This window comes from Asticcacaulis aquihabitans (assembly GCF_032490435.1).
In the GTDB taxonomy this organism is placed as follows: Bacteria; Pseudomonadota; Alphaproteobacteria; order Caulobacterales; family Caulobacteraceae; genus Asticcacaulis.
Genome location: NZ_JAVGWM010000002.1, coordinates 664,592 through 687,671, shown reverse-complemented (window position 1 = coordinate 687,671; position 23,080 = coordinate 664,592). Strand labels below are relative to the sequence as shown.

General features: G+C 57.9%; 14 protein-coding genes. 6 read left to right on the top strand and 8 right to left on the bottom strand.

Annotated elements, in window-relative coordinates; translation table 11 throughout:
* Positions 1-104: 104 nt before the first annotated feature.
* The 5 genes from RCJ00_RS09665 to rhaI form a co-directional block, all read right to left on the bottom strand.
* Positions 105-2,834 (bottom strand): exo-rhamnogalacturonan lyase family protein, encoded by a 2,730-nt coding sequence (locus RCJ00_RS09665; RefSeq protein WP_316221639.1) that lies wholly within the window; start codon positions 2,832-2,834, stop codon positions 105-107.
* A 160-nt stretch (positions 2,835-2,994) separates the two neighbouring features.
* Positions 2,995-6,786, bottom strand: a complete 3,792-nt coding sequence (locus RCJ00_RS09660; RefSeq protein WP_316221638.1) for a TonB-dependent receptor plug domain-containing protein — start codon at positions 6,784-6,786, stop codon at positions 2,995-2,997.
* Between the two features lie 381 nt (positions 6,787-7,167).
* Positions 7,168-8,493, bottom strand: a complete 1,326-nt coding sequence (locus RCJ00_RS09655; RefSeq protein ID WP_316221637.1) for an oligogalacturonate lyase family protein — start codon at positions 8,491-8,493, stop codon at positions 7,168-7,170.
* Between the two features lie 99 nt (positions 8,494-8,592).
* Positions 8,593-9,321, bottom strand: a complete 729-nt coding sequence (locus RCJ00_RS09650) for a DUF1961 family protein (protein WP_316221636.1) — start codon at positions 9,319-9,321, stop codon at positions 8,593-8,595.
* The gene (gene rhaI / locus RCJ00_RS09645; RefSeq protein WP_316221635.1) at positions 9,314-10,630 is read right to left on the bottom strand and encodes an L-rhamnose catabolism isomerase; all 1,317 of its coding nucleotides are present in this window, start codon (positions 10,628-10,630) and stop codon (positions 9,314-9,316) included. The genes RCJ00_RS09650 and rhaI overlap by 8 nt, the downstream gene beginning before the upstream one ends.
* 145 nt (positions 10,631-10,775) lie before the next feature.
* Between rhaI and RCJ00_RS09640 the strand changes: the two genes are divergently transcribed.
* Positions 10,776-11,042: a type II toxin-antitoxin system ParD family antitoxin gene (locus tag RCJ00_RS09640; protein WP_316221634.1), complete on the top strand. Its 267-nt coding sequence runs from the start codon at positions 10,776-10,778 to the stop codon at positions 11,040-11,042.
* Positions 11,039-11,338: a type II toxin-antitoxin system RelE/ParE family toxin gene (locus tag RCJ00_RS09635; RefSeq protein WP_316221633.1), complete on the top strand. Its 300-nt coding sequence runs from the start codon at positions 11,039-11,041 to the stop codon at positions 11,336-11,338. Before RCJ00_RS09640 ends, RCJ00_RS09635 begins: the two co-directional genes overlap by 4 nt.
* 38 nt (positions 11,339-11,376) lie before the next feature.
* Here the strand turns inward: RCJ00_RS09635 and RCJ00_RS09630 are convergent, their stop codons facing one another.
* Complete coding sequence (locus RCJ00_RS09630) at positions 11,377-13,497, bottom strand: bifunctional rhamnulose-1-phosphate aldolase/short-chain dehydrogenase (protein ID WP_316221632.1); 2,121 nt, start codon at positions 13,495-13,497, stop codon at positions 11,377-11,379.
* 264 nt (positions 13,498-13,761) lie between these two features.
* Here RCJ00_RS09630 and RCJ00_RS09625 point away from each other — a divergent pair, with 264 nt between their 5' ends.
* Positions 13,762-15,153 (top strand): FGGY-family carbohydrate kinase, encoded by a 1,392-nt coding sequence (locus RCJ00_RS09625; RefSeq protein WP_316221631.1) that lies wholly within the window; start codon positions 13,762-13,764, stop codon positions 15,151-15,153.
* Positions 15,154-15,229: 76 nt separating this feature from the next.
* Positions 15,230-16,078: a DeoR/GlpR family DNA-binding transcription regulator gene (locus RCJ00_RS09620; protein ID WP_316221630.1), complete on the top strand. Its 849-nt coding sequence runs from the start codon at positions 15,230-15,232 to the stop codon at positions 16,076-16,078.
* A 5-nt stretch (positions 16,079-16,083) separates the two neighbouring features.
* Here the strand turns inward: RCJ00_RS09620 and rhaM are convergent, their stop codons facing one another.
* Both rhaM and RCJ00_RS09610 read right to left on the bottom strand, forming a co-directional pair.
* On the bottom strand, positions 16,084-16,398 hold the full coding sequence (gene rhaM, locus RCJ00_RS09615; protein WP_316221629.1) for an L-rhamnose mutarotase: 315 nt from the start codon (positions 16,396-16,398) through the stop codon (positions 16,084-16,086).
* Between the two features lie 9 nt (positions 16,399-16,407).
* Complete coding sequence (locus RCJ00_RS09610; protein ID WP_316221628.1) at positions 16,408-17,709, bottom strand: rhamnogalacturonan acetylesterase; 1,302 nt, start codon at positions 17,707-17,709, stop codon at positions 16,408-16,410.
* 124 nt (positions 17,710-17,833) lie between these two features.
* Between RCJ00_RS09610 and RCJ00_RS09605 the strand changes: the two genes are divergently transcribed.
* Positions 17,834-21,838: a beta-galactosidase gene (locus RCJ00_RS09605; protein WP_316221627.1), complete on the top strand. Its 4,005-nt coding sequence runs from the start codon at positions 17,834-17,836 to the stop codon at positions 21,836-21,838.
* On the top strand, positions 21,825-23,000 hold the full coding sequence (gene bglB, locus RCJ00_RS09600) for a beta-galactosidase BglB (RefSeq protein WP_316221626.1): 1,176 nt from the start codon (positions 21,825-21,827) through the stop codon (positions 22,998-23,000). The genes RCJ00_RS09605 and bglB overlap by 14 nt, the downstream gene beginning before the upstream one ends.
* Positions 23,001-23,080 lie beyond the last annotated feature (80 nt).

Here is a 23,080-nt window from a genome sequence, read left to right as displayed (position 1 = left end):
TAAGCCTTTTACTTTTTCTCGTCTCTCAGAGGCCTTCTGTCTTCGCGACCAACCCTTTGCGGTTCCCATTTTTGAAAAGCCGCAGGCCGGTCGTACAGTGCCTTTCACTTTACGAACGCCGGGCCATAGGTTTCAGCGGTATCACCCACCAGGGCCAGGTTTCCAATCGCCGCCATAGCCCACTGCGCCGCGCCATTGGTCGATATTTGCGGGTCTTCATCGACGGGGTGCAGGACGTTCGGACCCACGACCCTCTGGGTTTCTGGACGAAGCCGCGTCGGCCGCCCCTCCCCTTGCAAAAATTCCTCCCAGGCACGTTTGGCCAGGGCTGGATCTTTCAATTCACGCGCCGCATAGGCGGTAAAACGCGAGTAGGCTTCGCGTAATGACCGCCCCTTCGGCACGCTGCCCAAAAAGGCGGCGATTTCGGCATCTGGAGCATTGTAATATTTGCAGTAATCAAGCCAGACTTTTTTATAGGCCGGGACGTCCAGAAGCTTGAACAGCTCCATGTGGATTTCAAACACACCAAACACGCCGTTCAAGTGTGAGACACTGACCTTATCTCCCGCACCAAGAAACTTGCCAGTCTTCAGGTCAAAGGGCGCGCCGCCGGCGAACCAGCCATATTTCATTTTGGCGATCGAGTTCATGCCGTTGAGAATGCGGTCACGCCATTGCGTATCTCCCGTTCGCTCCCATTCGGTCAGCCATGCCGGCAGGAACCCGCCCCAACTGGTCCCGAAGGCGCAGTCTACTGTGCCGGGAATACGCTGACGAATGCCCAAGCCGCTGCCCCCCTTGGCGCCCACCTTGCGCTCGATAAAGACGGTCTGCAGGGACTCTTCGGAATGGATCAGATCTCGCATCAAATCACCGACGCGTTCATCGGTGGTCAGATAGTAGTAGAAGCGGCGGTAGGCGGCATTGCTGACACGGGGCTGCTTTGACGAGTCGCTGAAATGCTGCACGCCATGACGGGTCCCGAACCCCTTGTATGGCCCCAGATGATAGACATCGACCTCACCGGTATGCCGGGTCATGGCTTCGGCCATGCGGAAGACATCCGGGCGGCCGGTTCTCAAATAGCCGTACCACATCATCATATCGGTGGAGAGCTCGGAGTTGTCCCAGGCGAACCCGCCGATATCGTAGCGCCAGACATGGCGATCGGCATCATAGGTATGCATGACGTCGCCATAGTTCCAGAATCCGTACCAGCGATGCTGTTCGATCTGGCTGAGATAGTAATCCAACTGGTAGGTAAAGCGGTTTTCGATGGCGGCCTTAACCGGGGTCGATGACTCTGGCACAGTCCATTCACCGAACACATCGGCCGAGTGCAGACGTTCGGGTGAGATCGTCAGGCGCGGCGCCTCAGCCACATTGCCAGCCATAACCGCCAAGCGCGACCGATCCGGCGTGGACGCCATGGCCCAAAGTGTCAGTTCGCTCGTGCGGGCAATGCCATAAGGGGTATCATAGCCCGGCTCATAATCTTCATAAGTGATGTTGAGACCGGCGTTTTGCTTATCGTAAGTATCCATGCCCCAGACGGGGCGGTAAGACCGCAGATCCATGGCCGGCGCATCGGGCGACCATAGCCAGGCCGTGACACTGGCCACGTCGGTCGCCGCGTCGCGGACATCAAGCCGGGTTGGCGACCTTTGCCAGAAGTCCTTGAGACCCAGGGCCACGCCGCCGCCCGCCCCACCGGCATAGACCAGACCCGATGCCCGGCGATCCCCCGCCGCGTCTATCCAGGCCTGACCGGTTTGGGTCCGTTTGCGAAGGCTGAAACCGTCGGCATTGGACTGAGACAGGGTAAAGTCGCTCCAGGTCGGGATGGTATCGAGCCCCTGTCCGACGCCTTGCTGCATGCCGGATACATCGGGTACGGCGTGGCCAGCGATCTGCGCCTCCCGGAAGGCCTTGCCGGGATCGCGGCGCAAACCGGTCAGGGGGCGCACTGCCTCCCCCCAAATCCCATTATCCTGGCCAGAAAACCGCACATGGCGGTTATGCGGTGCATCAGACATCGGCACGACTGCCGTCAGCCCCAGTCCGCGGATGAAATCCTTGCGGTTATCGCCGTCGAAGATGAAGCTGTGGACAATGCGCAGACTTTCCGCCCCGGCATAGGCATAGAGGCGCACGGTAAAGGGCAGCCATTCGCGACCATTCCCGACATGTTTGCCTTCCAGCTTGATAACCGCGCGCACCGGACCGCTCTGTTCGACGGTGAGCTGCGTAACTGTGCCTTGATAACGGGACTGCGTCATCGTTTCGGCCTCATCCAGCGACGCACCGTCCTGACACAAACAGGTCAGGCCGACGGCGCCCATGACGGGTTTGCCCGCCCGCGTGGCGGACGCGATCAATTGGGAACCGGAAGTTGGAATCGTCCAGGTCAGATGCCCTGACGTGATGATAACAGCCTGCGCGCTCTGCGTGATACCGACCGGCGCCTGCGGCGCAACGCCCGCACCAAGCGTCAATTTATAAGCCTTCGCCGGTGCTGCCGAGGCCGCAACCGCGTGGCCGGACCATTTCAACGAACCGTCAGGCCAATAGGCCGCCGGCCAGGACTGGATGGCAAGTTCCCCGCTTGACGCTGTCAGACTGAAGGCTGCGTTCGCCTTGACCGCGCCGCGCGGCCACGGCACACCAAAGGCGCCACCTTCGAAATAGACCGGCGCCTCGCCATCCAGCCATTGCGCCAAGGTATCGGGCACGGACACCTTCGCTGGCTTGGCCGTAACGGGCGAGGCGCTGGCCAGAACGCCAATGGCGGCCGTGTGAACCAGCAGTTGGCGCCGGGACAAGTCGGACATAGATTTCCTCGCGATGGTAAGTAAGCGCTTCCCCGGCCGGCGCGCACGATAACGAAATGAACACGATTGCGCAAAATAAGTCAATCTCGATCACCAAACAGAAAAAACGCCAGCTCCGTAAAAGAGCTGGCGCATTAAGTTTCAGGGAGGAACGCGTTTACTAGTAGCGCAGCGTAAAGCCCGTGGTCACGCGATAGCCGGCATAACCGACTTCCAGAATGGACTCAGTGCCGTCGCTAAATGTATTGTAACTACCCTGCGTTGTCAGCTTGGCCTTTTCCTTGCGAATATTGGTGGCCTGCAGAAACACCTCGGCAGTTTCATTCAACTTGTGACTAACCTTGAAGTCGAGGTATTGCGATTCCGCTGCGTAGACCGGGAAGCCCGGATTATATGGGAGTCGAACCTGAGTATACCCGTCGCCCGGGTAGTTGGCGGCAATATTCACACCGCAGCCCGAGATACAAGTGAAGCTATCCGAACGGCCCTGCCAAGCCAGACGCGCGTTGGTACGACCGTCATCATACCAGAACGACAGGTTAGCGTAGTAGCTGGGCTCACCGATAGGCGGTAGGACATCACCGGAATTCGGATCACGGATGCCGCCGACAGTCGTCGATGAATTGATCGTCGCATAGTTACCGTCAGCACCCAGATACTTGAAGTACCAAGGCAGGAAGGTGAAGGCCGTCTTGAAGGCATATTCCTTACCGCGACGTATAAAGCCGTTGCCGTTAATATACTGAGTGTAGTCATAGTTTAGGCCAGTCACGTCGGCACCCGTAACCGGATCAACAGCACCAGTGCCTTCAAGAAGCTTCTGATCATTAACCGGTCCCGTCGTGATATTGCCGGACTTCACGTCATTCTTGAAGACAGCGAACGAGAACTGGGTATCACGGTTCGGATACCACTCTAGGCTCCAATTATGATTATTGGAGACAAAGGGCTTCAGCGCCGGGTTGCCAAAGGTTGTACAGCTCGGATCTGCGCCACCGGCGCTGTCGAAGCGCTGATCGAAAGTGCAGGTACCCCCGGGCAGAATATTATTTATAGGTGCACGCGCAATCACACGACCGGCGTAATAACGAGCAACCAGTTTGTCACGAAGGACCCACAGATTATAGTTGTAGCTTGGCATCCAATCTGTTGTGTGATTGCTTACAGTGATGGTCTTCTGCGCATTGAACAACGTCGTCGCACTCACATTGGTCGTGCCTGTACAATCTGCCAGGCTGTTACAACGACGAGCGGAAAGCGTTATATAGCCAGAGCCCTCGACATCTGTTTTCACCATACGCGTACCGATGTTACCATTGAACAGCATATTCCAGGGCAATTCTTGCTCGAAATCCACCATCCAATAGGCAGCCGTAACTTTTTCGACCGACTTACGGAATAGCATATCGTATTCCTTGCCGTCGCTGCCGGTACATACCTTGATACAATCGAAGTTGTGGTGGGCAATTGGGCTTCCACCGGCACTGTAGGCAGGCGTCTTCGAGATTTCGTCGATCAGTTGATAAAACTTTTCCACATTGATTTGCGACCAGCCATCGATCAGGTTGCCACGATCTGGATAACCGGCAAAGAACTGGTTCTTGGCAGGCAGGAAGGACTGGGCCAGGATATTCTGCAAATCGGCTGGGCGAAGAGTGAAGGTACCCTCGAAGGCTTGGTTCTTGTCGGTGATAGCTTGGTAACCGTAGTTGCACGGCAAGGCGCCGGTAGGAGCCGCTGTTCCAGTGGCGCCATATTTGGTGTCATCGCAAGCGCGGACAACCGGACGCAGAGATTGGCGCGCGACAATTACCGGCGGCTCATACCCAGGGTTAGGTGTACCAGTCTGCGAACTACATCCCGCCAAAGCAAGCGCTGCGCCAGTTAACCCTGCACAACTAAATGGTGTCGTTCCGTTATGCGTATTTTCCGCCTTAACAGTGCGTCCAGATCCATCCCAACCCGCATTCGTAACTTCACGGATATTGAAACCGGTGGCCAAGTTCTTGATAAATGGAACCTTGCCATCAAAGTTGTAGGTCAGATCAAAACGCGCGGTGTTTTCTTCGGTTTCACTCAGACGCGGGCCATATTGATAACCAATATTGAAGCTTGTCCAAGGCTGTTGTGCAATCGTATAGGCGGCGGTCTGTCCCGGAACGCAAGGGTTGGTACCACTAGGCGTACAGGCGCCGCGCGCGGCCGCGGCAGGACGGGTGATGACGTATAGAGAGGGGTCATCATTGCGCAGGGTGGAGGGGTAAGCCACGCTCCACAGACCGCCGCTACTGACCGAGATATCGGCCTGTCCGTAAGCGTATGTCAAACCCGGATTGATGCGATAGTCATAGCGCGAATATTCGGACGTCGCCCGACCAAGAATGAACTTGGCCGAAATTGGTCCGTGATGATAGTCGAAGCCTGTAGACAAATAGGTCGAGCGAATATCGTTAACGTTCTGAATTTGGTCCGTGCTGATCGACCCGTCAGTAATGGTCGCTGAAAGTAGGTGATGGTTTTCATCAAACGTCATGGAGCCAGGAAGAATATTCGCAACGGCGCCGCGGACACCATTCGCTGTTCCGGTATTACCATTTAGGTTCGAACCCGCAGGCGTGTTCGGCTGTCCATTGCCGTAGCTTAAACCGTCATAGACATAGTAGCCTGAGTTCGGAATAGCGGTACGCACACCGCCGACATCAGCATAGGCCGGACCGCTATAGGCTGGATTGCTACCGTTTGCTGGAATTGTCGATGTCGTCGGATTGAAGTTGAAGCCGCCAACATTGTAGGTCAATTGCATGTCATGGTTTTTGCGACGATTCCAGGTGCCGCGCACAAAAACATCAAGGTCGTCATTGACACGATAATCGGCACGCAGATCGATGGTCTGGCGAATTTCACGGTTTTCACGTACGAAATAGCGGATCAAGGACGGTGTATAGTCCCCCCACTGGTTGAGGCAGGTAATCAACTCGTTCGTCCGCTGGGCGGTAGCGGCACTTTGTCCTGTCAACAACGGAAATGCAGCATAGCAGTCAGCCTTAGTCTTTGCCGCTGCGGATTTCGTCAGCAACGACATTGGCGTTTCTGAACTATTGGCGAACGCCGTATTGATTCCAGCTCCAGATAGAGTGCTAGGATTAAACGTAAATGTCTTATTCGGCGAGCCATCGAGGTCAATTGCGCCGGTACCAATGACGCTGCCGCTACCGCCCACGGAATAGGCATTTCGCATCATGCCCAAATTACCGTTTGACTGCTGAATGGCGTTATTATCGTTTTCGACGGTCGATTGCGAGATATTCGCTAAGATACCCAATCGGTCATTCAGGAATTTGCGCGTCGCAATGACGTTATAGCCAGGAGTCCATTTTTTACCCAACGAGTTCATCGTTTCGTCAAAGCGAACGGAAAAGAACGGCTTTTTGAAATCAAGGGCGGTGCGAGACGTAACCAGGATGGCACCCCCGATACCGCCTTCAGTCTGAGCCGCCGTCGATCCCTTGACCACGTCAACGCTCTTAATCAGATCGGCCGGAAACTCACGGAAATCCTTGGAGCGGCCGTTGCCACCGAATTGAAGGCCACCCGTGGTAGAGGTATTTTGAACGCCCAAGCCGTCGATTTCGACATTGACCTGGTCGGATGTCGAACCACGCAAGGCAACCGTTTCGCCTTCGCCGTAATCCGAGCGTGACAGGGCGACCCCCGCGATACGTGAAATGGCTTCACCAATATTGCGATCCGGGAACTTACCAACATCTTCCGCAACAATGGAATCTGTCGCTGTCTTGGCCTTCTTCTTGCGATCAATCGAGGAACGCTGCGACACGCGCGTGCCGACAACAACCACTTCCGTGGCGCCGGACGTATCAGCCGCCGGAGCGGCGTCCTGCGCGAAGGCCGCGTGGGTCAGCGTCATGCCGGCAAACACCGTGACGATCGTCATGGCGGTGCCGCGACACAAATGACGGCTGAATAGGCTGGTATGATTGGTCTTCATAGTTTCCTCCTGATGCGGCCGAACACACCCGCTTTTTTTATTGTCGCGGCGCTCGTCCGGTGACTTATCCCTGTGCCCGCTAGACGCGGAACGATTGAAACGCAGAGGTCATCCTATGCACCTCTCCAAAAGTCGCTTCGTTTAATGGACGCATCCTCATTGATTGAATTTGACAAGTCAAGACAAGTATCGCCAAATTTAAGCCTGAATGGCGCCATTTCAATCATATTGCGACGAAAAAGTAACACAAATGACACAATTCAGCGCCTGTTGCGGGTGCGCGCTGGATCAGCGCGACGCGTTAAGATCATATTCAATCACATACAATCACGATGTGACGCTACCGATTTCGACGGCGTAGACATGAATGGGCCCATGCATGTTGGAGCGGAATACCAACCATTTCCCGTCCGGTGTGAATTGCAGATTGGGTTCCGTGCGATAATCATGTCGCGCCATGTTGACCAGTTTTTGCGCCCGCAACACACCCGGGCGCACCAGATCAGCGGCATTGGGTGCCGAAACACCAAGGTCCTCTATAATTTCAGGCCGAAAGAGATAAAGCCACTTCCCATCCTTGGCGAAGGCGACCATTTCCGAATCGCCGCCATCGCCGGCAAACAGCTTGCCATCGCGTGATACCTGGAAATGTACCGACCATTCGTTGCGGTCCATATGATACCAGATGCGCTTCTCGGTCTTCAGGTCGAAGCTGGCCAGCCAGAAATCCTCGCTGCGCGGCGTTTGCAGGTCATAGAGAATGCGCTGACCATCGAAACTGAAGAACTCGTGCCCCGCGATTTCCATGTTCATGGTACGCTTGTGGATATTCTGCTTTTGTGTTCCGTCCGTGCGGATGGTCCATATCCGGTCAACGCTATGCCAAGGGCCTTCGTGGCAATACATGATCTGTTGCGGATCGGTCGGGGAAAACTGGACGTGATTCAACCAATCAGTGGAGGCGGTCACAACCTTGCGCTCACCCGTTGCAATGTTTAGCGTGAAGATTTCCATGGGGATGTTTTGCGCCAAGCGGTCGGCCATGCGCACTTCTTTTGCCGCGGCAAACGACAAGGGCTTGCCATCCGGGCCCACGGCATTGTAACCGCCATCCGTACCGGCAACCTTTGGACCGGGTTGCAGGTCATAAGACCGCTCCGCCCACGTGCCAACCATGAGGGTGTCGTCGGCGTTCACAGACGTAATACCGCCCTTGACGTCGGCGGCTATGGGCGTAATCGCACCGCTAACCATGTCTATGGCTACGATCTCGCCACCTGTCGCCTTGCCGTCAGCCCCTCGCCCCGACTTGCGCGCGTAAAGCCGCGGCCGGGTGCGCGACATCATCATCGTGCGGTAGCCCTCGCCAGTCAGCGGCGCAACGGCCCAGGTGTCCAGATCGACCTTCATGATACCGGATGGCGAGTCATAGACCATCCATCGGCCATCAGCCGTAAAGGCGTTGTCGTGAAAATAGAGCGATTTGGAATCCGGTTCCATCGAGATACGAATAATCCGATGACCGGTATCCGCGTCGATCCAGTCCTTCGGCAAGGCCGGTTCAGCGGCCTCGGCGGCCTCGGCGGCCACAACAGGCATGGCAGTTAGCGCAGTCAGCGCCACTGCGCTTTTCAGAAAGTCGCGTTTTTTCATCAGGCGTTTCCCATATGTCTGCTTTGACATAAAGATTTAAACGTCTTTCTGGCAAAATCAATCACATAAGATCATTTTTGCGCAACGCACCGATCGCCGTCAGGTGACGAGGCGACGAACCTCCAGATCGCCGTACATGGCCGATAAGGGCGCCATCTGGCGAAACCCGATATAGCCATTGGTCGGGGTAGCGGCCGGATCACCACGCCAGCTCAAAATTGGTAGATCATTTATAAAAAATGCGACGTCAGCCCCGGACTTGCGCAGGCGAATGCGATAGGGCGGCGTCGCGTCGGCAACATCCGGCAAGGGGTCGGCACCCTGGGCCAGCAGTTCGAATCCCGGCGCTCGGCGCAGGTTGCACAGATGGAAGGCGCGCTCGCTTTCCCACCGGCGCCGGAAATAGGCGATCTGCAATGCCGAAACGTCGCTTTGGGTATATTGATCATAGATGCCGGCGCGCGGCTTGAGGCGACGATCGAACAGGTCGACGCGCTCAGCCCCGACCAGGCCTTGTGCGGCAAAGAACAGAATGCACAGGCCCGGCTCTTCCAGGGCGGTGAAGTTCCAGCTTATTTCGATATGGTCCGGTAAGACCTCCGGGCACCAAAATACAAAATTGGATGCCTGGCCATGGTCAGACGACAGCCTATTGCGTAATCGCAAGTGCCCAAGATCGAAATCGGTGATGGCCTCTCCCTCTAACCGAAACCCCGCAATATCCGACGGGCGTTTCAGCGGGTTGGCGTACACCACATCCCCTGCGGCAACGGCAGGCCCGGCCAGAAGGCCGGCCGCCCCCAGCAACAGACGCCGCCTGTCAAACAATGCCGCCGCCCAGATCGCTGCGCAATCGGCGCGTCTTCATCTTCTGATTACGATAGCCCGAGGCGCGGTAGGTGGCGATCGGGTCGATAGCGCCCCCCGCCCGCACGCGCGCCATGGCCAGGGCCGGACGGACATCGGTTTCAAATGACAGGCGCAGGCAGTTGTGCGCCATGATGACGTCGTTGTCCTCCTGATAGCCCTTCAGGGCGTCACGATCGACGATCAGCGCCTTGACATAGGCGCCGGCAATCGCCCGCGCCGAATTTAGCAGGCTTTCGATGGGGTCGGTAACATTGTGCGATTGGTCCATCATATAGGCCGGATCGAATTGCCCCTTGGCACGCCGTTCCGCCGAAATCAGTTCGTTAAACACCAAAAACAGCTGAAACGGATTGATCGACCCGGAATCGAGATCATCGTCGCCATATTTCGAGTCGTTGAAGTGGAAGCCGCCGAGTTTGCCGAACATGGCGAGGCGCGCGACAATCATCTCGATATTGACGTTCGGCGCGTGGTGCCCCAGATCGACCAGACACTGCGCCTTCTCACCCAGCCGCTGTGCACACAAGATCGACGTGCCCCAGTCCTGCACAACGGTTGAATAGAATGCTGGCTCATAGATTTTGTGCTCGATCAGCAACCGCCAGTCATTCGGCAGGTGCGCATATACGCCCTTCAGGCTTTCCAGATAGCGTTCCAGCGTGTCAGTAAATTCGTTCTGGCCGGGGAAATTGGAACCGTCCCCGATCCACACTGTCAGGGCCTTGGAGCCCAGCACCTTGCCGGCCTCGATACAGTCGATATTGTGTTGGATGGCCTGTTCACGCGTGGCCGCGTTGGAATGGCTGAGACTACCGTACTTGTAAGAGCGCGCCTGCCCCGTTTGGTCCTGAAACGTATTGGAATTGATTGCGTCAAACCCGATGCCGAGGTTTTCGGCATATTGCCGCAACTCGGAATAGTCATCCGTCTTGTCCCAGGGCAGGTGAATTGACACCCGGGGCGTCAGGCCGGTTAGTTGATGCACAACGCTGCAATCCTCGATTTTTTCGAAGATGTTGTTGGGCTCGCCGGGCAGGGGGAAACGGGCGTACCGGGTTCCGCCCGACACCATGCCCCAACTCGGCAAACCGACCTGAAGCGTCATTAGACGATCGACCATGTGTTCGATATCGATATTTTCTCGCGCCAGACGCACCGCCAACGCATCGTAATCGGCCAGATGCGCGGACATCAGCTTGGCGTTCGACGCGGCGATCACCTCTGGCGGTATGAGCGACATCTTGCGGTCTATGGTCAGATATCCCATGGGGTTCCCTCGCACCACTTTGTTTTCCTTCAACCTATGCTTTTTGTCATACCAAAGTCAAATATCGGCGCGGATCCCAGGACAAGGCATTTGCCAATCAGTCAGACACTGGGTATTATATATTAATACATTAGAGGATTTTTTAATGGGCACCACGGTCAATCTTGGCAACCACTTTGAGACCTTCGCTGCGCAGATGGTCCAAAGCGGAAGATACAACAACACAAGCGAATTGGTGCGTGAAGGTCTGCGGATCATAGAGGAACGCGAGCGTAGGTTGGCGGCGCTCGACACCACACTCGAACTTAGTCGCGCCGATGTCAAAGCCGGTCGCGCCAAGCCGGCAGAAGACGTCTTTGACCGCCTTGAAGCAAAGTACACAAAGATGGCCCAAGAGCGCGGCGAACCGTGAGGGTTAGTCTTTCGGCACAGGCCGAGACTTCGCTTGAACAGATTGGCGATTACATCGCACAGGATAGTCCGCGCCAGGCGATGGTCTTCATACGCAAGTTGCGCAAAGCTGCCCTCTCGTTGGGTAACCATCCCAAGGCCCACCCTCTGATCCCGCGCTACGAAAAATACGGTCACCGCCGCAAGCCCTACGGGTCTTACGTTATCATCTATACAGTTGAAGGTGACCATGTCGTCATTGATTCTATCCTGCATAGTGCACAAGACTACGAGACCTTACTGTTTCCCAACGCCTAGCCATTCCTCACCCAATCACCCAAGGTCAACGCGCATACCTAACGCGTAAACGATGCGGCGTGCCCTGCGTCAACATTGATTATATTGCCTGTCGATTTTCCGGCGGCGTCACTGGACAAAAATATCACCGCCTGTGCGACGTCTTCCGGATACACAGAACGCTTCAACAGGCTGCGCTGGCGATAAAAATCCTCAAGTTCTGCCTCATCGAGATTGTAGGCGGCAGCGCGCTCTTGCCGCCATGCCCCCGTCCATATGTGCGACCCCCGAATGACGGCGTCAGGATTGACCACATTGACGCGGATACCATGCGGTGCGCCTTCCAGGGCCAGACACCGCGCCAATTGAATTTCCGCCGCCTTGGCGGACGAGTATGCGGACGTATTGGTCGATGCTGCCAAGGCATTCTTCGATGCCACGAAGACAATCGATCCCCCCTTGGCCTTCATGACCTTGAAAGCTTCGCGCACGCTCAGGAAATACCCTTCGGATAACACTGCGAAATTGTGCCGCCAGATATCGAGCGTCGTGTCTTCGATCGGCGCTGCCGACGCGATCCCGGCATTGGCGACGAAGATGTCGATCCCGCCATATTCGCGCAGCGCCTGATCGAAAGACTGCTGTACACTGCCTTCGTCGGTCACGTCTGTGGCTATGGCGCGTACACGATCGGCGCCAAACCGTTGCGCCAGACCCGACGACACGGCCTCCAGTCGCTCCGCATCGATATCCGCCAGAACAACGCTTCCCGCCCTGTCCAGCACCTGCTCTGCGACCGCACAGCCGATCCCTCCCGCCGCACCGGTGATATACGCGACCCTTCCGGCGAATGGCCCGGGCTTAGGCAAGCGCCTGAGCTTCGCCTCTTCCAATGCCCAGTATTCTATATCGAAGGCTTCCTGTTCATCGAGCGCAACGTAGGCGCTCAAGGCTTCCGCGCCGCGCATGACCTGAATCGCGTTGGTATAATACTCGCCCGCGATGCGCGCCGTCGCCGCATCATCGGCCACCGTCACCATGCCGTAGCCGGGAATGAGGATAACCACCGGCGCGGAATCGCGCATGGCCGGGCTATCTGGGCGCCGGCATCGCGAATAATATGCCGCGTAGGCCTCACGATAGTATCGGACAGTCTGAGCGATATGATCGGCGGCCGCCTCTGTTTCCAACACATCTGCATCAAGCACCATCGGGCGGATCTTGGTGCGCAGGAAATGGTCAGGACAGGAGGTGCCAAGCGCGGCCAGACGCGCGAAATCGCGGGAGCAGACGAAATCCAGAACCGGCGCCGAGGTATCGACGCGGGCGATTTTCCAGCCTTGCGCACTGAGTTCCGCCCGCAGGATAGGGGCAATACGGGTAAAGAAGGCATCCCGTCGGGCCTCGGTAGGCGGTAAGACAGTCTGTCCGCCAAAGCTCGGTCGGTCACCTGATCTCGCCGATATAAACGCCGCCGCCATTCCGACCAGGTCCAAGCTGTTGCGATAGCAGGCCTCACTTGTGTCCGCCCAACAGATCAGGCCATGTCCCTGCAGAATAACGCCGCGCCAATGCGGATTGCTCTTCAGGGCATCGCGCAGACGTAATCCCAGATCGAAGCCAGGCCTCTGCCAACCCAGCCAGCCGACGCTATCGCCGAAACAGTCGTGGCACAGGTCTTGCGATTGTTTCGCGGCCGCGATGGCGATGACCGCGTCTGGATGCAGATGATCGACGTGCGGGCGGTCGATAAACGCATGCAGGGACGTATCAATGCTGGCCGGACGGGGATTGAGCGCAAATGTGCAATGACTTTGCAATGCAACCATTTCATCTTCGAAGGCGCGGCCGCGATAGCGTGTCTCCAGGCGGCGCAGCCTGTCCATGTACAGGGTGGCGAAGCCATCGAGCGCCATTGATCCAAGGTCGCCGCCAGACCCCTTGACCCATAAAACCTCAACCGGCTCCCCCATCAAAGGGTCAGGCATGACAAGCTTGGCCGACGTATTGCCGCCGCCATAGTTGGTCAGGGTTGGGTCACGGCCCAGCAGATTAGACCGGTACAATAGGCATTCCGCATCACTCAAGGTAGCGGCCACGGCCGGCTCCCACAGGTCCACAGGCCAGCCAAAGGCCGACGGGACGGCGAGACGAGAGGTGAGTTTCTGCGATGCGGACATGATGCGCCCCAAATACGGTAGTGATTGAAAATGATAGTACAGACTGAATCAACGACCATCAATCTTTTTCGATCATTAATGATGATCAATTACACGACCTTTGCCGATCAAAGGGTTGCGGCCAATTTGCCGCACACACAAACGTGAATGTCACCGGTGTCAAAACCATACTTGCCAAACCCGCATCGTGGGATATAGTCGTACAAATTGAAACTGGCTGTAACACGGACAACGTGGCCGGCACGGGAACAACGGGGACTGGAAATGCCAAGAAAAGCGCAGGGAAAGTGCGTCGTCTTCGACATTGGAAAGACGCACACGAAGGCCAGTGTGGTAGGGGCCGACGGCTTTGTCTGGGCTCAGCGCCGCATGCGTACCCCGCATTTTAATACACCCCTTTACCGCGCGATCAATGTTGATGCCATTCACGCCTGGTTCGTGACCCAGCTTCGGGATTTCGGCCGCGCCTTCTTCATCGACCGCATCATCCCGGTGACGCACGGCGCGACCTGCGCTTTTCTCGACGAGGAAGAACGGCTGGTCCAACCTGTCCAAGACTACGAGTCCATCGTGCCCGCACCTTTTGCGGAGGCCTATGGTCGAATTCGTCCGTATTTCAGTGAAACCCAGTCACCGCACCTGCCTCAGGGGCTGAACCTGGGCTGCCAGATATTCTGGCACGCTCAGCGCGACCCCGCCGCTTTCGCCCGCGTGCGTTGGATACTCAACTATCCGCAATACTGGGCGTGGCGCCTGTCTGGCGAGCTGAGCAACGAAGTGACATCCATGGGCTGCCACACCGATCTCTGGTCACCAACGAAAGGACGGTTCTCCACGCTCGCCGGCGATCAGCACTGGGCCGACCGCTTTCCCGCCATGCGACCGGCCTGGGAACGGCTGTCCACGCTGCGGTCGGATATTGCGCGCGCCGCCGAATTACCGCCGTCGACCCAGGTCTGCGTCGGCCTGCATGATTCGAATGCGGCATTGGCCTGGTCTCTGTTAAGCCCTCAGGACAGGCCCCAGGCCCTTCTGTCTACGGGTACGTGGTTTGTGGCCATGGCGCCAGGCGCACCGATCGCGCCCTTGATGCCGCAACGCGATTGCCTGGCCAATGTCGATATATTTGGCACTCCTGTCGCCTGTTCGCGATTCATGGGCGGACGCGTCTACAGCCATTTCAACCAAGGCGACCGCGCCATAGACGAAGCCGCTCTGCGCGCCGTCATGGATGCCGAGGCCCTCGCTATGCCGAGCTTTAGCGATTGCGGCGGCCCCTTTCCGACCCTGCGGGGGGAAATTCGGGGTTTGGGCGACGCCACGCCGGAGCATCGGGCTGCGCTGGGCGCCCTTTATCTCGCCTCTATGAGTTCCACCTGTCTGGATCTGATCCAGTCGGATGCCGATCTGTTGATCGAAGGGCCTCTCGCGCAAAATTCGTATCTGTGCGGGCTGCTCGCTGCCCTGCGTCCCGGAGCCGTGCTTGTGAACGATACGGTCAGCGGCGTCACACTGGGCGCCGCGGCACTCGCCTTTTACGGCGAAAATCCGCCCCCGTCCGTCTCACGACGCCCCGTTAAACCCTTGCTCCGAAAGGCGTTGCGCGCCTATCACCACCTGTGGTGCTCCGTCGTGGATGCCGAGCTAACCGCCTGAAATCAAAGCCTTATCGACAGATTAAGAATCTATCGGTATAGAATGATCATTATCGATCAGCCCAGGCGGGAATTTCATGCATTTTCAGGATCGTTGGAAGCGGATTATCGACGAACTCAGCCCCGACCGCGTCACGTCGGTCGACGAGCTGACCGAGCGGCTCGACGTTTCGCCGGCGACCATAAGACGCGATCTGACCGAACTGGACGAGCTGGGATACCTTATGCGCGTCCGCGGCGGCGCAATGCGGATTGACAGCAAGAATTACAACGTCAAGGCCAATGAAGAAAAGCGCCAGGACGGCCTGACGGGCCAGTCCGCCTTTCTGGACAGCGTCATAACGAACGCGGCCGCCAAACGGGCCATTGCCCGTGTGGCGCTTGAATTTGTTAGCCCCAATCTGTCGATGATCATCGATGGTGGCACTACGACCTATTCGATGGCATCGTTGATGGCCAACGAACCCTATCATGTCATGACGACATCGATCGCCATCTTGCAATGTTTGATGGACCGGCCGCAGGTCAAGGTGACCATTCCCGGCGGCGAGTTCTTTCGCAAGCAAAGCATTGTGCTCAACCCTTACGAAGACGGCATTCTTCAGCACTTTACCGCCGCCCGCATGTTCATCGGTTGCCAATCACTCACCAAGAACGGGCTCCTGCAGACGGACACCCTACTGATTCAGTCCGAACGCCGCCTTATGGAACGCGCCAACGAAATCATCGTCCTGGCCGACTCCAGCAAGATCAATGCCCCGGCTTCACTGTCGGTCTGCCCACTTAGCGATATCGATGTCCTGATCACGGACGAGCACATCGCTCCCGACGCTCTGCAATGGCTCAAGGCTGCAGGCATCGACGTGCGTATTGCCCACCTTACGGCGGAAGATCGAAACGCCCCCTTGCCCCTGCCCGGCCGTTAATTCAGTCAGGCCATGTAAAAGACGGGCGTCAGCTGCGTCTGAACGGGCGAATTGTCCGGGTTCGTATCCATGATATCGGCCATATAGGCCCACCACTTCTTCATGACCGGATGGGCCGGCAGATCGTCCATCCCGTGCCCCGGCCTACGCTTTAACACGCCGAACAGTTTCAACGACTGCGGATCGAGGAAGATAGAATAGTCAGAAACGCCCGCCTCATGCAGCAGGGCCGATAATTCCGGCCAGATGTCATCGTGGCGTTTTTGATATTCCGCCTCAAATCCGGACTTTAACTGCATCGTAAAAGCGATTGTTTCCATTTTACTTTCCTATTTTACGGGTGTCGGCTCGGGGCCTTGCTTGGGCGCTTCGGGCGTTCGCATGACTGGCCAATCCGCCGGCTGCAATTCATAGCTCAGCGGATCGGCGGGACGACCCGGATCGCAAGCGTCCGTGCCCACAGGGGTCAGCCCCAGTCCGGCTGCCCCGAGGTCGCGCGCCACATAGCAGGCGATCTGCCAGGCGCCGTAGGCATTGTGGTGCGTGCCGTCCTTGCCGTAGTTGCCGAATGCCAGAGACGATTTTTCTGGCCCGAGCGCCTCGTAAAGCGTGGTGGTTTGGGCCGTAAGGTCGATCAAGGGCACCTTTAATTCTGTCGCCACCCGGCGCACGGCAGCGTCATAGCCTTCGTGGCTATTTTTTATACGGCCATTGTCAAAGGTACGCCGAGCGACCGGCGTGACCAGAACCGGAGAGGCGCCGGATTGGCGCACATCCGCGACAAGCGCCGCCAAAAAGGCGGGATAGGCCCCGTCAGCAGCCGCATAGGTGCGCGGCCATTGCTTCTTTTCATCATTATGCGCGAACTGGATCAGGACAACATCGCCCGGCCGCGTCTGGCTCATCAGCTTGTCCCAGCGCGCGCTGGTCAGGAAAGATTTCATCGTCTCCCCCGAACGCGCGTGATTGGCAACGGAGACACCGTCAAGAAAGCGCGGCAGCATCTGCCCCCAGCTGGCATAATCCGAACCCGCCTGATCGGTCACAGTCGAATCACCGGCCAGCAGAACACGCCGTACCTGCACCGGCTCAATCGTCAGGCCATTCAACGCCGGCGCACGTCCCGACACGCTAATCGTCAATTGATCATCCCACGTCCGCCCAAGCGCATCATCGCCGCGCAAACCGACCTTCGGTGACTTGACGGCGTCCTGCTCGGCCAGGGCAAGGAAAGGATTGCGAACATTGACAATGAAGGACAGCGTACGAACCTCGCCCTTTTTCAGGACGACGGGCGCGGCCACCAAGCGTCGATCCTCCGCCCACAAACTGGTCCGTGTTGGCGCGTTGGCATCCCCCACCGTGACCGTAACCTTGTAATCCCCCTCCGGCACGCGCACGGAGAAGGCCCGCTCATTGCCATTGGGCGTCGAAACAAACCCATAACCGCGCCCAGCGTCGTAGGGCGCGTCGTCTACGCTGACTGCCCCCACAGACGGCGCATTCGTTGCACGAAACATATAAGCCAACGGCGGGTTGGGCAGGGCTTTATCGAACGCAAACGCAGGCGACACGAAAGCCAGGCAAAAAAGGCTGACCAGAATCCCAAATGAATGATTAGAAATGATCATACCGCCCATTTTTTGCTCATTTATGCTTTATTTTGATATTTTTCCATTGATATTGGAACGTGTCAATGCCAAGTTACCCGGCATACACTATCCGCTTCAGGTGAAGGTTATGGCGTCAAAGCGCATGCCGAAATTTCGTTCTCTGCGTAACGCCTTGCTCGCCTCGGTCGCGACTCTTGCCTGTTTGACCGCCGCACATACGTCCGCGTTTCAGGTACCGCCTACTCAAACGCAGTCCCCTACCGGTCAAGCGACCGGCGACGCCATGATGGATAATTTCGGCCTGACCTCGCAAAACAAGGCGCAGACCGAAGGCGTGACCGAGCGCGCCGCCGCAGCGCCAGTCGTGTCCTTGCGCGGCGATACGACCTATCTGATGTCAGCCTTTCCCGCCACCTCGCAGGATCGTCTGAGCCTGTTCACTTCCTACGACGGCGTCACCTTTGCCTCACTGGCGAACGAAACCTACCAACCGCCCACCGGCCTCTTGCGCGATCCATCCATTATCCGTCAGCCGGACGGCACCTACTATATTGCTTACACCACCAACTGGAACGGCCAGACCTTCGGCATCGCCCGCTCTACCGACCTGAAGACCTGGCGACATGTCACGGACGTCACCGTGCCGCTGACGGGGCTTACCAATGTCTGGGCGCCAGAATGGTTCCGAGACGCAGACGGCAGTGTGCATATCGTCGTGTCTCTATCGACGGGCGGCACCAAGGGCCCGTTTGCAGCCTATGCCCTGACGGCGACAGACGCCAGCCTGACCCAGTTTGGCGCCCCGGTGCGTATGAACGGCCTTCAGGACAACCATATCGACACCTTTGTGGTCCAGGCCGGCGGTAAATACACAGCCTTCACCAAGAATGAGACGACAAAGAACATCGAGCTGGCGACGGCGGACCATTTGACCGGTCCCTGGACAATCACCCGCAAAGGCGATTGGGCAGGCTGGGGCTCGTGGATCGAGGGCCCAGCGGTCGTGAAGTTGAAGTCAGGCGCTTGGCGCATCTATTTCGACGACTATCTGGCTAAGCACTACTGGTATTCCGACAGCACGGACGGCTTCAAGACCTGGACCCCGCGCCAGGAGGTGGGGGGCGTCTCCGGCGCGGTCCGCCATTTCACCGTCCTCGCCGAACCAACGACCGAGGTCGAGGCGGCAGCTGCACCGAAAGCCAAGGGCCAGGCGATCACCTGGGACAAGCATTCCCTGATGATCGACGGTGAACGCGTGATGATATGGGCCGGTGAGTTCCACCCCTTCCGGCTGCCCTCACCGTCCCTGTGGCCCGACATCCTGCAAAAGATGAAAGCGACCGGCTACAACACCGTCAACCTGTACGTCGATTGGGGCTACCACACTTCGCGTCCAGGCCAGTTCGACTTTTCCGGCATCCGCGATATGGAACGCGCCCTCGAAATGGCGGAAGCCGAAGGCCTATATGTCATCATCCGGCCTGGGCCCTATGTGAATGCCGAACTGACACGCGGCGGCTTTCCCGGCTATCTGGCCCGTCAAAAGGCAATCGCCCGCACCGACGATCCGGAATATCTCAAGGACGTCGACGACTGGATGACCCAGTTCAATGCCATCGTCGCCCGTCATCAGATTACCAATGGCGGCGGAACCATCATTGCCTATCAGATCGAAAACGAACTGTCACAGACCTCTGACACGCACAAACGCTACATGCAGCACTTGGCGGACAAGGCGAAGGCTGACGGCATTACCGTGCCTTTGTTCCACAATTCGGCCAGCCGCCTGCCCAACTGGACGCCGCCGTCGTCAACGGCACCCTTCGCCCTGCCCGGCCCGGTCGATCTCTACGCCTTTGACGGCTACCCCGGCGGCGGCTGCACCAATACCCACGATGTCGGCAAGCCGAACAAGGTGCCGAACTGGGGACTATATGGCGAAGTGCCGCCCAACGCGGTACGCGATGAAAATAATCTCATCAAGGTAGGGGCGCTCGCCTCGCCCAACACGCCGGGTTTCGTGGCTGAAATCGGCGGCGGGTGGTTCGATTTCTGGGGCAGTGTCGGCACCTATGGCTGCACGGCCAAACGCACAGGGCCGAATTATGAACGCGCCTTCTACGGGTCTTCGATTGTGAACGGCCTGTCCCTGCATAGCGTCTATATGGCGTTCGGCGGGACATCCTGGGGCTGGCTGCCGGCCAGCGTCGTCTACACCTCCTACGACTATGGCGCGCCGATTTCCGAGGCTCGGGTCTTGCGCGACAAGTCCTATACGATGAAACAACTGGGCCAGTTCGTTCAGGCGGTCACCCCCATGCTGGCCAGCATGGACAAGGGCGCCCCACTGGTGGCGTCGTCACGGGCCATCAAGCTTTACCACAACACGAGTCCCACACATGGCGATCTGATTTTCGCCATCCATGAGCCTTCCGATGCCACGAGCGACGACATATTCACCTTCGACTATAAGGGCTATCGCATTCCGCAAGCCGGAACCCTGCGCCTGAAGGGTCAGGACGCCAAGCTTTTGGTCGCCGATTATCCGCTGGAACGCCAGAGGGTCGTTTATACGACCTCGGACCTGCAAACCCATGCCCAGCAAGGCCCCCGTGACATCGCCCTGTTCTATGGCCGCCAGGGTGAGGACGGCGAGACCGTGTTGCGATACGCCAAGCGCCCCGTGGTCGAGGTGCTGTCCGGAACGGCCACCAGCGTCTACGACAAGAAAACCGGCGACCTGCGCCTTAATTACACTCATGACGGCCTGGTTCAGGTTCGCATTTCCGCCACTGGCCAAGCCCCGCTTCTGCTCCTGCTGGCGGACGACGTGGCGGCGCAGGAATTCTGGCGCCAGGACACGGCCGAGGGCGCGATCATCGAACGCTCACGCGCCCTGATCCGCAACGCGACCTATACCGACACGGGACTGCACCTGACCGGCGACACGACCGAGGCCAGTGTGATAGAAATCTGGCCGGCCGTCTCCGAGCCCGCTATTACCTTTAACGGGACCGCGCTTTCGCTGACGCCAAACAACAGCGGCGGCTGGATCAGCGCGCCCGTCCCGGGTCCCGACGCCGTTACCCTGCCCGACCTGATGGCGCTGACCTGGCAACGTCGCCAGGACTCGCCGGAAGCTGCGCCCGCCTTCGACGATACGAAGTGGCGCAAGGCCGATCTCACCACCTCTGCCGCCACGACGGCGACCCAGCCACCCGCCGGGCAACCCGTGCTCAGCATGAGCGATTACGGCTTCCATCATGGCGACGTCTGGTATCGCGGCCGCTTCACCACAACGCGGACAACTCAACCGGATAAGCTGGATATGCGCTTCAATGGCGGGCCCGCCGGTGTCATGCAGGTTTGGATCGATGGCCAGTTCGTCGGCGAAAGCGAAGGCGCATCGGGCGAAGCGCGGCCTAAAACGACCCAGGACGTCCATTTCACCCTGTCTAAAGCGCTTCTGAAACCGGGCGAACATGTGATTTCCGTCATGGTGCGTAATATGTCCCATAATTGGGATCTGGGCGCCGACGATGAACACAAGGAAGCGCGCGGCCTGATCAGCGCTTCGCTGTCAACCGATAGCGCGAAGCCCTTCGCCACGCCGATCGCCTGGAAGATCCAGGGCAATGCGGGCGGGGAAAACATCGCCGATCTGGTGCGCGGTCCGATGAATAACGGCGGCCTCTATGGTGAACGGGAAGGCTGGTACCTTCCGGTCGCGCCAAACGCCAAGACGGACGGCTGGGAAACGGCCGCGCCAGATGCCGCACCGGTAAAACCCGGCACCTACTGGCTTCGCGCCCAGGTCCCACTTGTCCTGCCACGCAATCACGACGTCCAACTGGGCCTGCAATTCGGCGACATTGACCTGGGCAAGTCCGACCACAGGACACGCGTCCTCATTTTCGTCAACGGCTGGCACGTCGGCAATTTCATCGGCCATATCGGGCCGCAGCGCGTCTTTATTCTACCGCCGGGGATTCTCAATCCCAATGGCGACAACACCCTCACCCTAGCCGTTACGACCGATGGGGCGCCGCAAAACGCCCTGGAAGCCGTCAAACTGGTCAATCTGCATACCGCCCGTGGTGGTGTGCCCCTGCAAATGGTATCACAGCCCGCCCATGTCCAGCGTTAGCCTCAAGTCCGCCCCCGCCGCTTCGGAATCAAAGAAGATGCCGACCCTGCTTAGCCACCACATCCATGCGCTCGGCGCGTCGCGTGACGACTATGCCGATGCCATCGAACGGTTGATCAATAATCTCGTCAATATCAAGGACGAGACCGGCGAATTTCTGCTTAAACTTGAAGATGGCCGCGTCATCGACACCAAGGGGTGGGCCGGCTGGGAATGGACACACGGCGTCGGCCTCTACGGCATCTACAAGCATTGGGAAACGACTGGCAGCGAAGCCGCCTGGCAGATCATGACCGACTGGTTCGAAGCTCGCTTTGCCGAGGGCACGCCGTCGAAAAATATTAATACCATGGCCCCGTTCCTCACCCTCGCCTACCTCTATGAGCGCACCGGCGAAACCTCCTGGCTGCCCTATCTCGACGTATGGGCGGAATGGGAGATGGACGGCCTGCCCCGTACCGAGGAAAACGGCTTTCAGCATATCGTCTTCAACTCCGTCAATAATCAGCAGCTTTGGGACGACACCTTGATGATGTCGGTCATGCCGCTAGCCAAGATAGGGCTTGTTCTCGACCGCCCCCACTATGTCGAGGAAGCCAAGCGACAGTTCATGCTGCACATTAAGTATCTGGCCGACCGCAAGAGCGGCCTGTGGTTCCACGGCTGGACCTTCGATGGGCGGCACAACTTCGCCGACGCCCTGTGGGCACGCGGCAATTCCTGGGTCACGATCGCCATTCCGGAATTTATTGAGCTGCTCGATCTGCCACCGGAAGACGGCCTGCGCCTGTTCCTGATCGAAACCCTGGAAGCCCAGATAAAGGCATTGGCGCGCCATCAGGCACCGTCAGGCCTATGGCGAACCATTCTGGACGATGAAACCTCATATGAAGAAGCTTCAGCGACGGCCGGTTTCGCCTACGGCATCCTGAAAGCGGTCCGCAAGGGGTACATCAGCAAGGATTACGAAGCTATCGGCATCACCGCCGTAAAGGCCGTGCGCGCCCACATCGATGACAAGGGCGAATTGCAGCAGACCTCCTTCGGCACCCCGGTCTTTAACTCGATCCAGGAGTATAAGGACATTCCCCTAACCTCCATGCCGTATGGCCAGGCCATGGCACTGCTGGCGCTAGGTGAATTTATGTATCGCTTCATCTAATTACGTAAATCATCTGACAATATAGAGTATTTTCATCATATGGCGACGTAAAACATGCCCGCTTCGGCATGTCGCCTATG

What these genes read in the sequence shown, in the direction of transcription:
- RCJ00_RS09665 (WP_316221639.1), bottom strand. Translation starts at nt 2,834, where the DNA reads ATGTCCGACTTGTCCCGGCGCCAACTGCTGGTTCACACGGCCGCCATT.
- RCJ00_RS09660 (WP_316221638.1), bottom strand. Translation starts at nt 6,786, where the DNA reads ATGACGATCGTCACGGTGTTTGCCGGCATGACGCTGACCCACGCGGCC.
- RCJ00_RS09655 (WP_316221637.1), bottom strand. Translation starts at nt 8,493, where the DNA reads ATGAAAAAACGCGACTTTCTGAAAAGCGCAGTGGCGCTGACTGCGCTA.
- rhaI (WP_316221635.1), bottom strand. Translation starts at nt 10,630, where the DNA reads ATGGGATATCTGACCATAGACCGCAAGATGTCGCTCATACCGCCAGAG.
- RCJ00_RS09640 (WP_316221634.1), top strand. Translation starts at nt 10,776, where the DNA reads ATGGGCACCACGGTCAATCTTGGCAACCACTTTGAGACCTTCGCTGCG.
- RCJ00_RS09630 (WP_316221632.1), bottom strand. Translation starts at nt 13,497, where the DNA reads ATGTCCGCATCGCAGAAACTCACCTCTCGTCTCGCCGTCCCGTCGGCC.
- RCJ00_RS09625 (WP_316221631.1), top strand. Translation starts at nt 13,762, where the DNA reads ATGCCAAGAAAAGCGCAGGGAAAGTGCGTCGTCTTCGACATTGGAAAG.
- RCJ00_RS09620 (WP_316221630.1), top strand. Translation starts at nt 15,230, where the DNA reads ATGCATTTTCAGGATCGTTGGAAGCGGATTATCGACGAACTCAGCCCC.
- rhaM (WP_316221629.1), bottom strand. Translation starts at nt 16,398, where the DNA reads ATGGAAACAATCGCTTTTACGATGCAGTTAAAGTCCGGATTTGAGGCG.
- RCJ00_RS09610 (WP_316221628.1), bottom strand. Translation starts at nt 17,709, where the DNA reads ATGATCATTTCTAATCATTCATTTGGGATTCTGGTCAGCCTTTTTTGC.
- RCJ00_RS09605 (WP_316221627.1), top strand. Translation starts at nt 17,834, where the DNA reads ATGCCGAAATTTCGTTCTCTGCGTAACGCCTTGCTCGCCTCGGTCGCG.
- bglB (WP_316221626.1), top strand. Translation starts at nt 21,825, where the DNA reads ATGTCCAGCGTTAGCCTCAAGTCCGCCCCCGCCGCTTCGGAATCAAAG.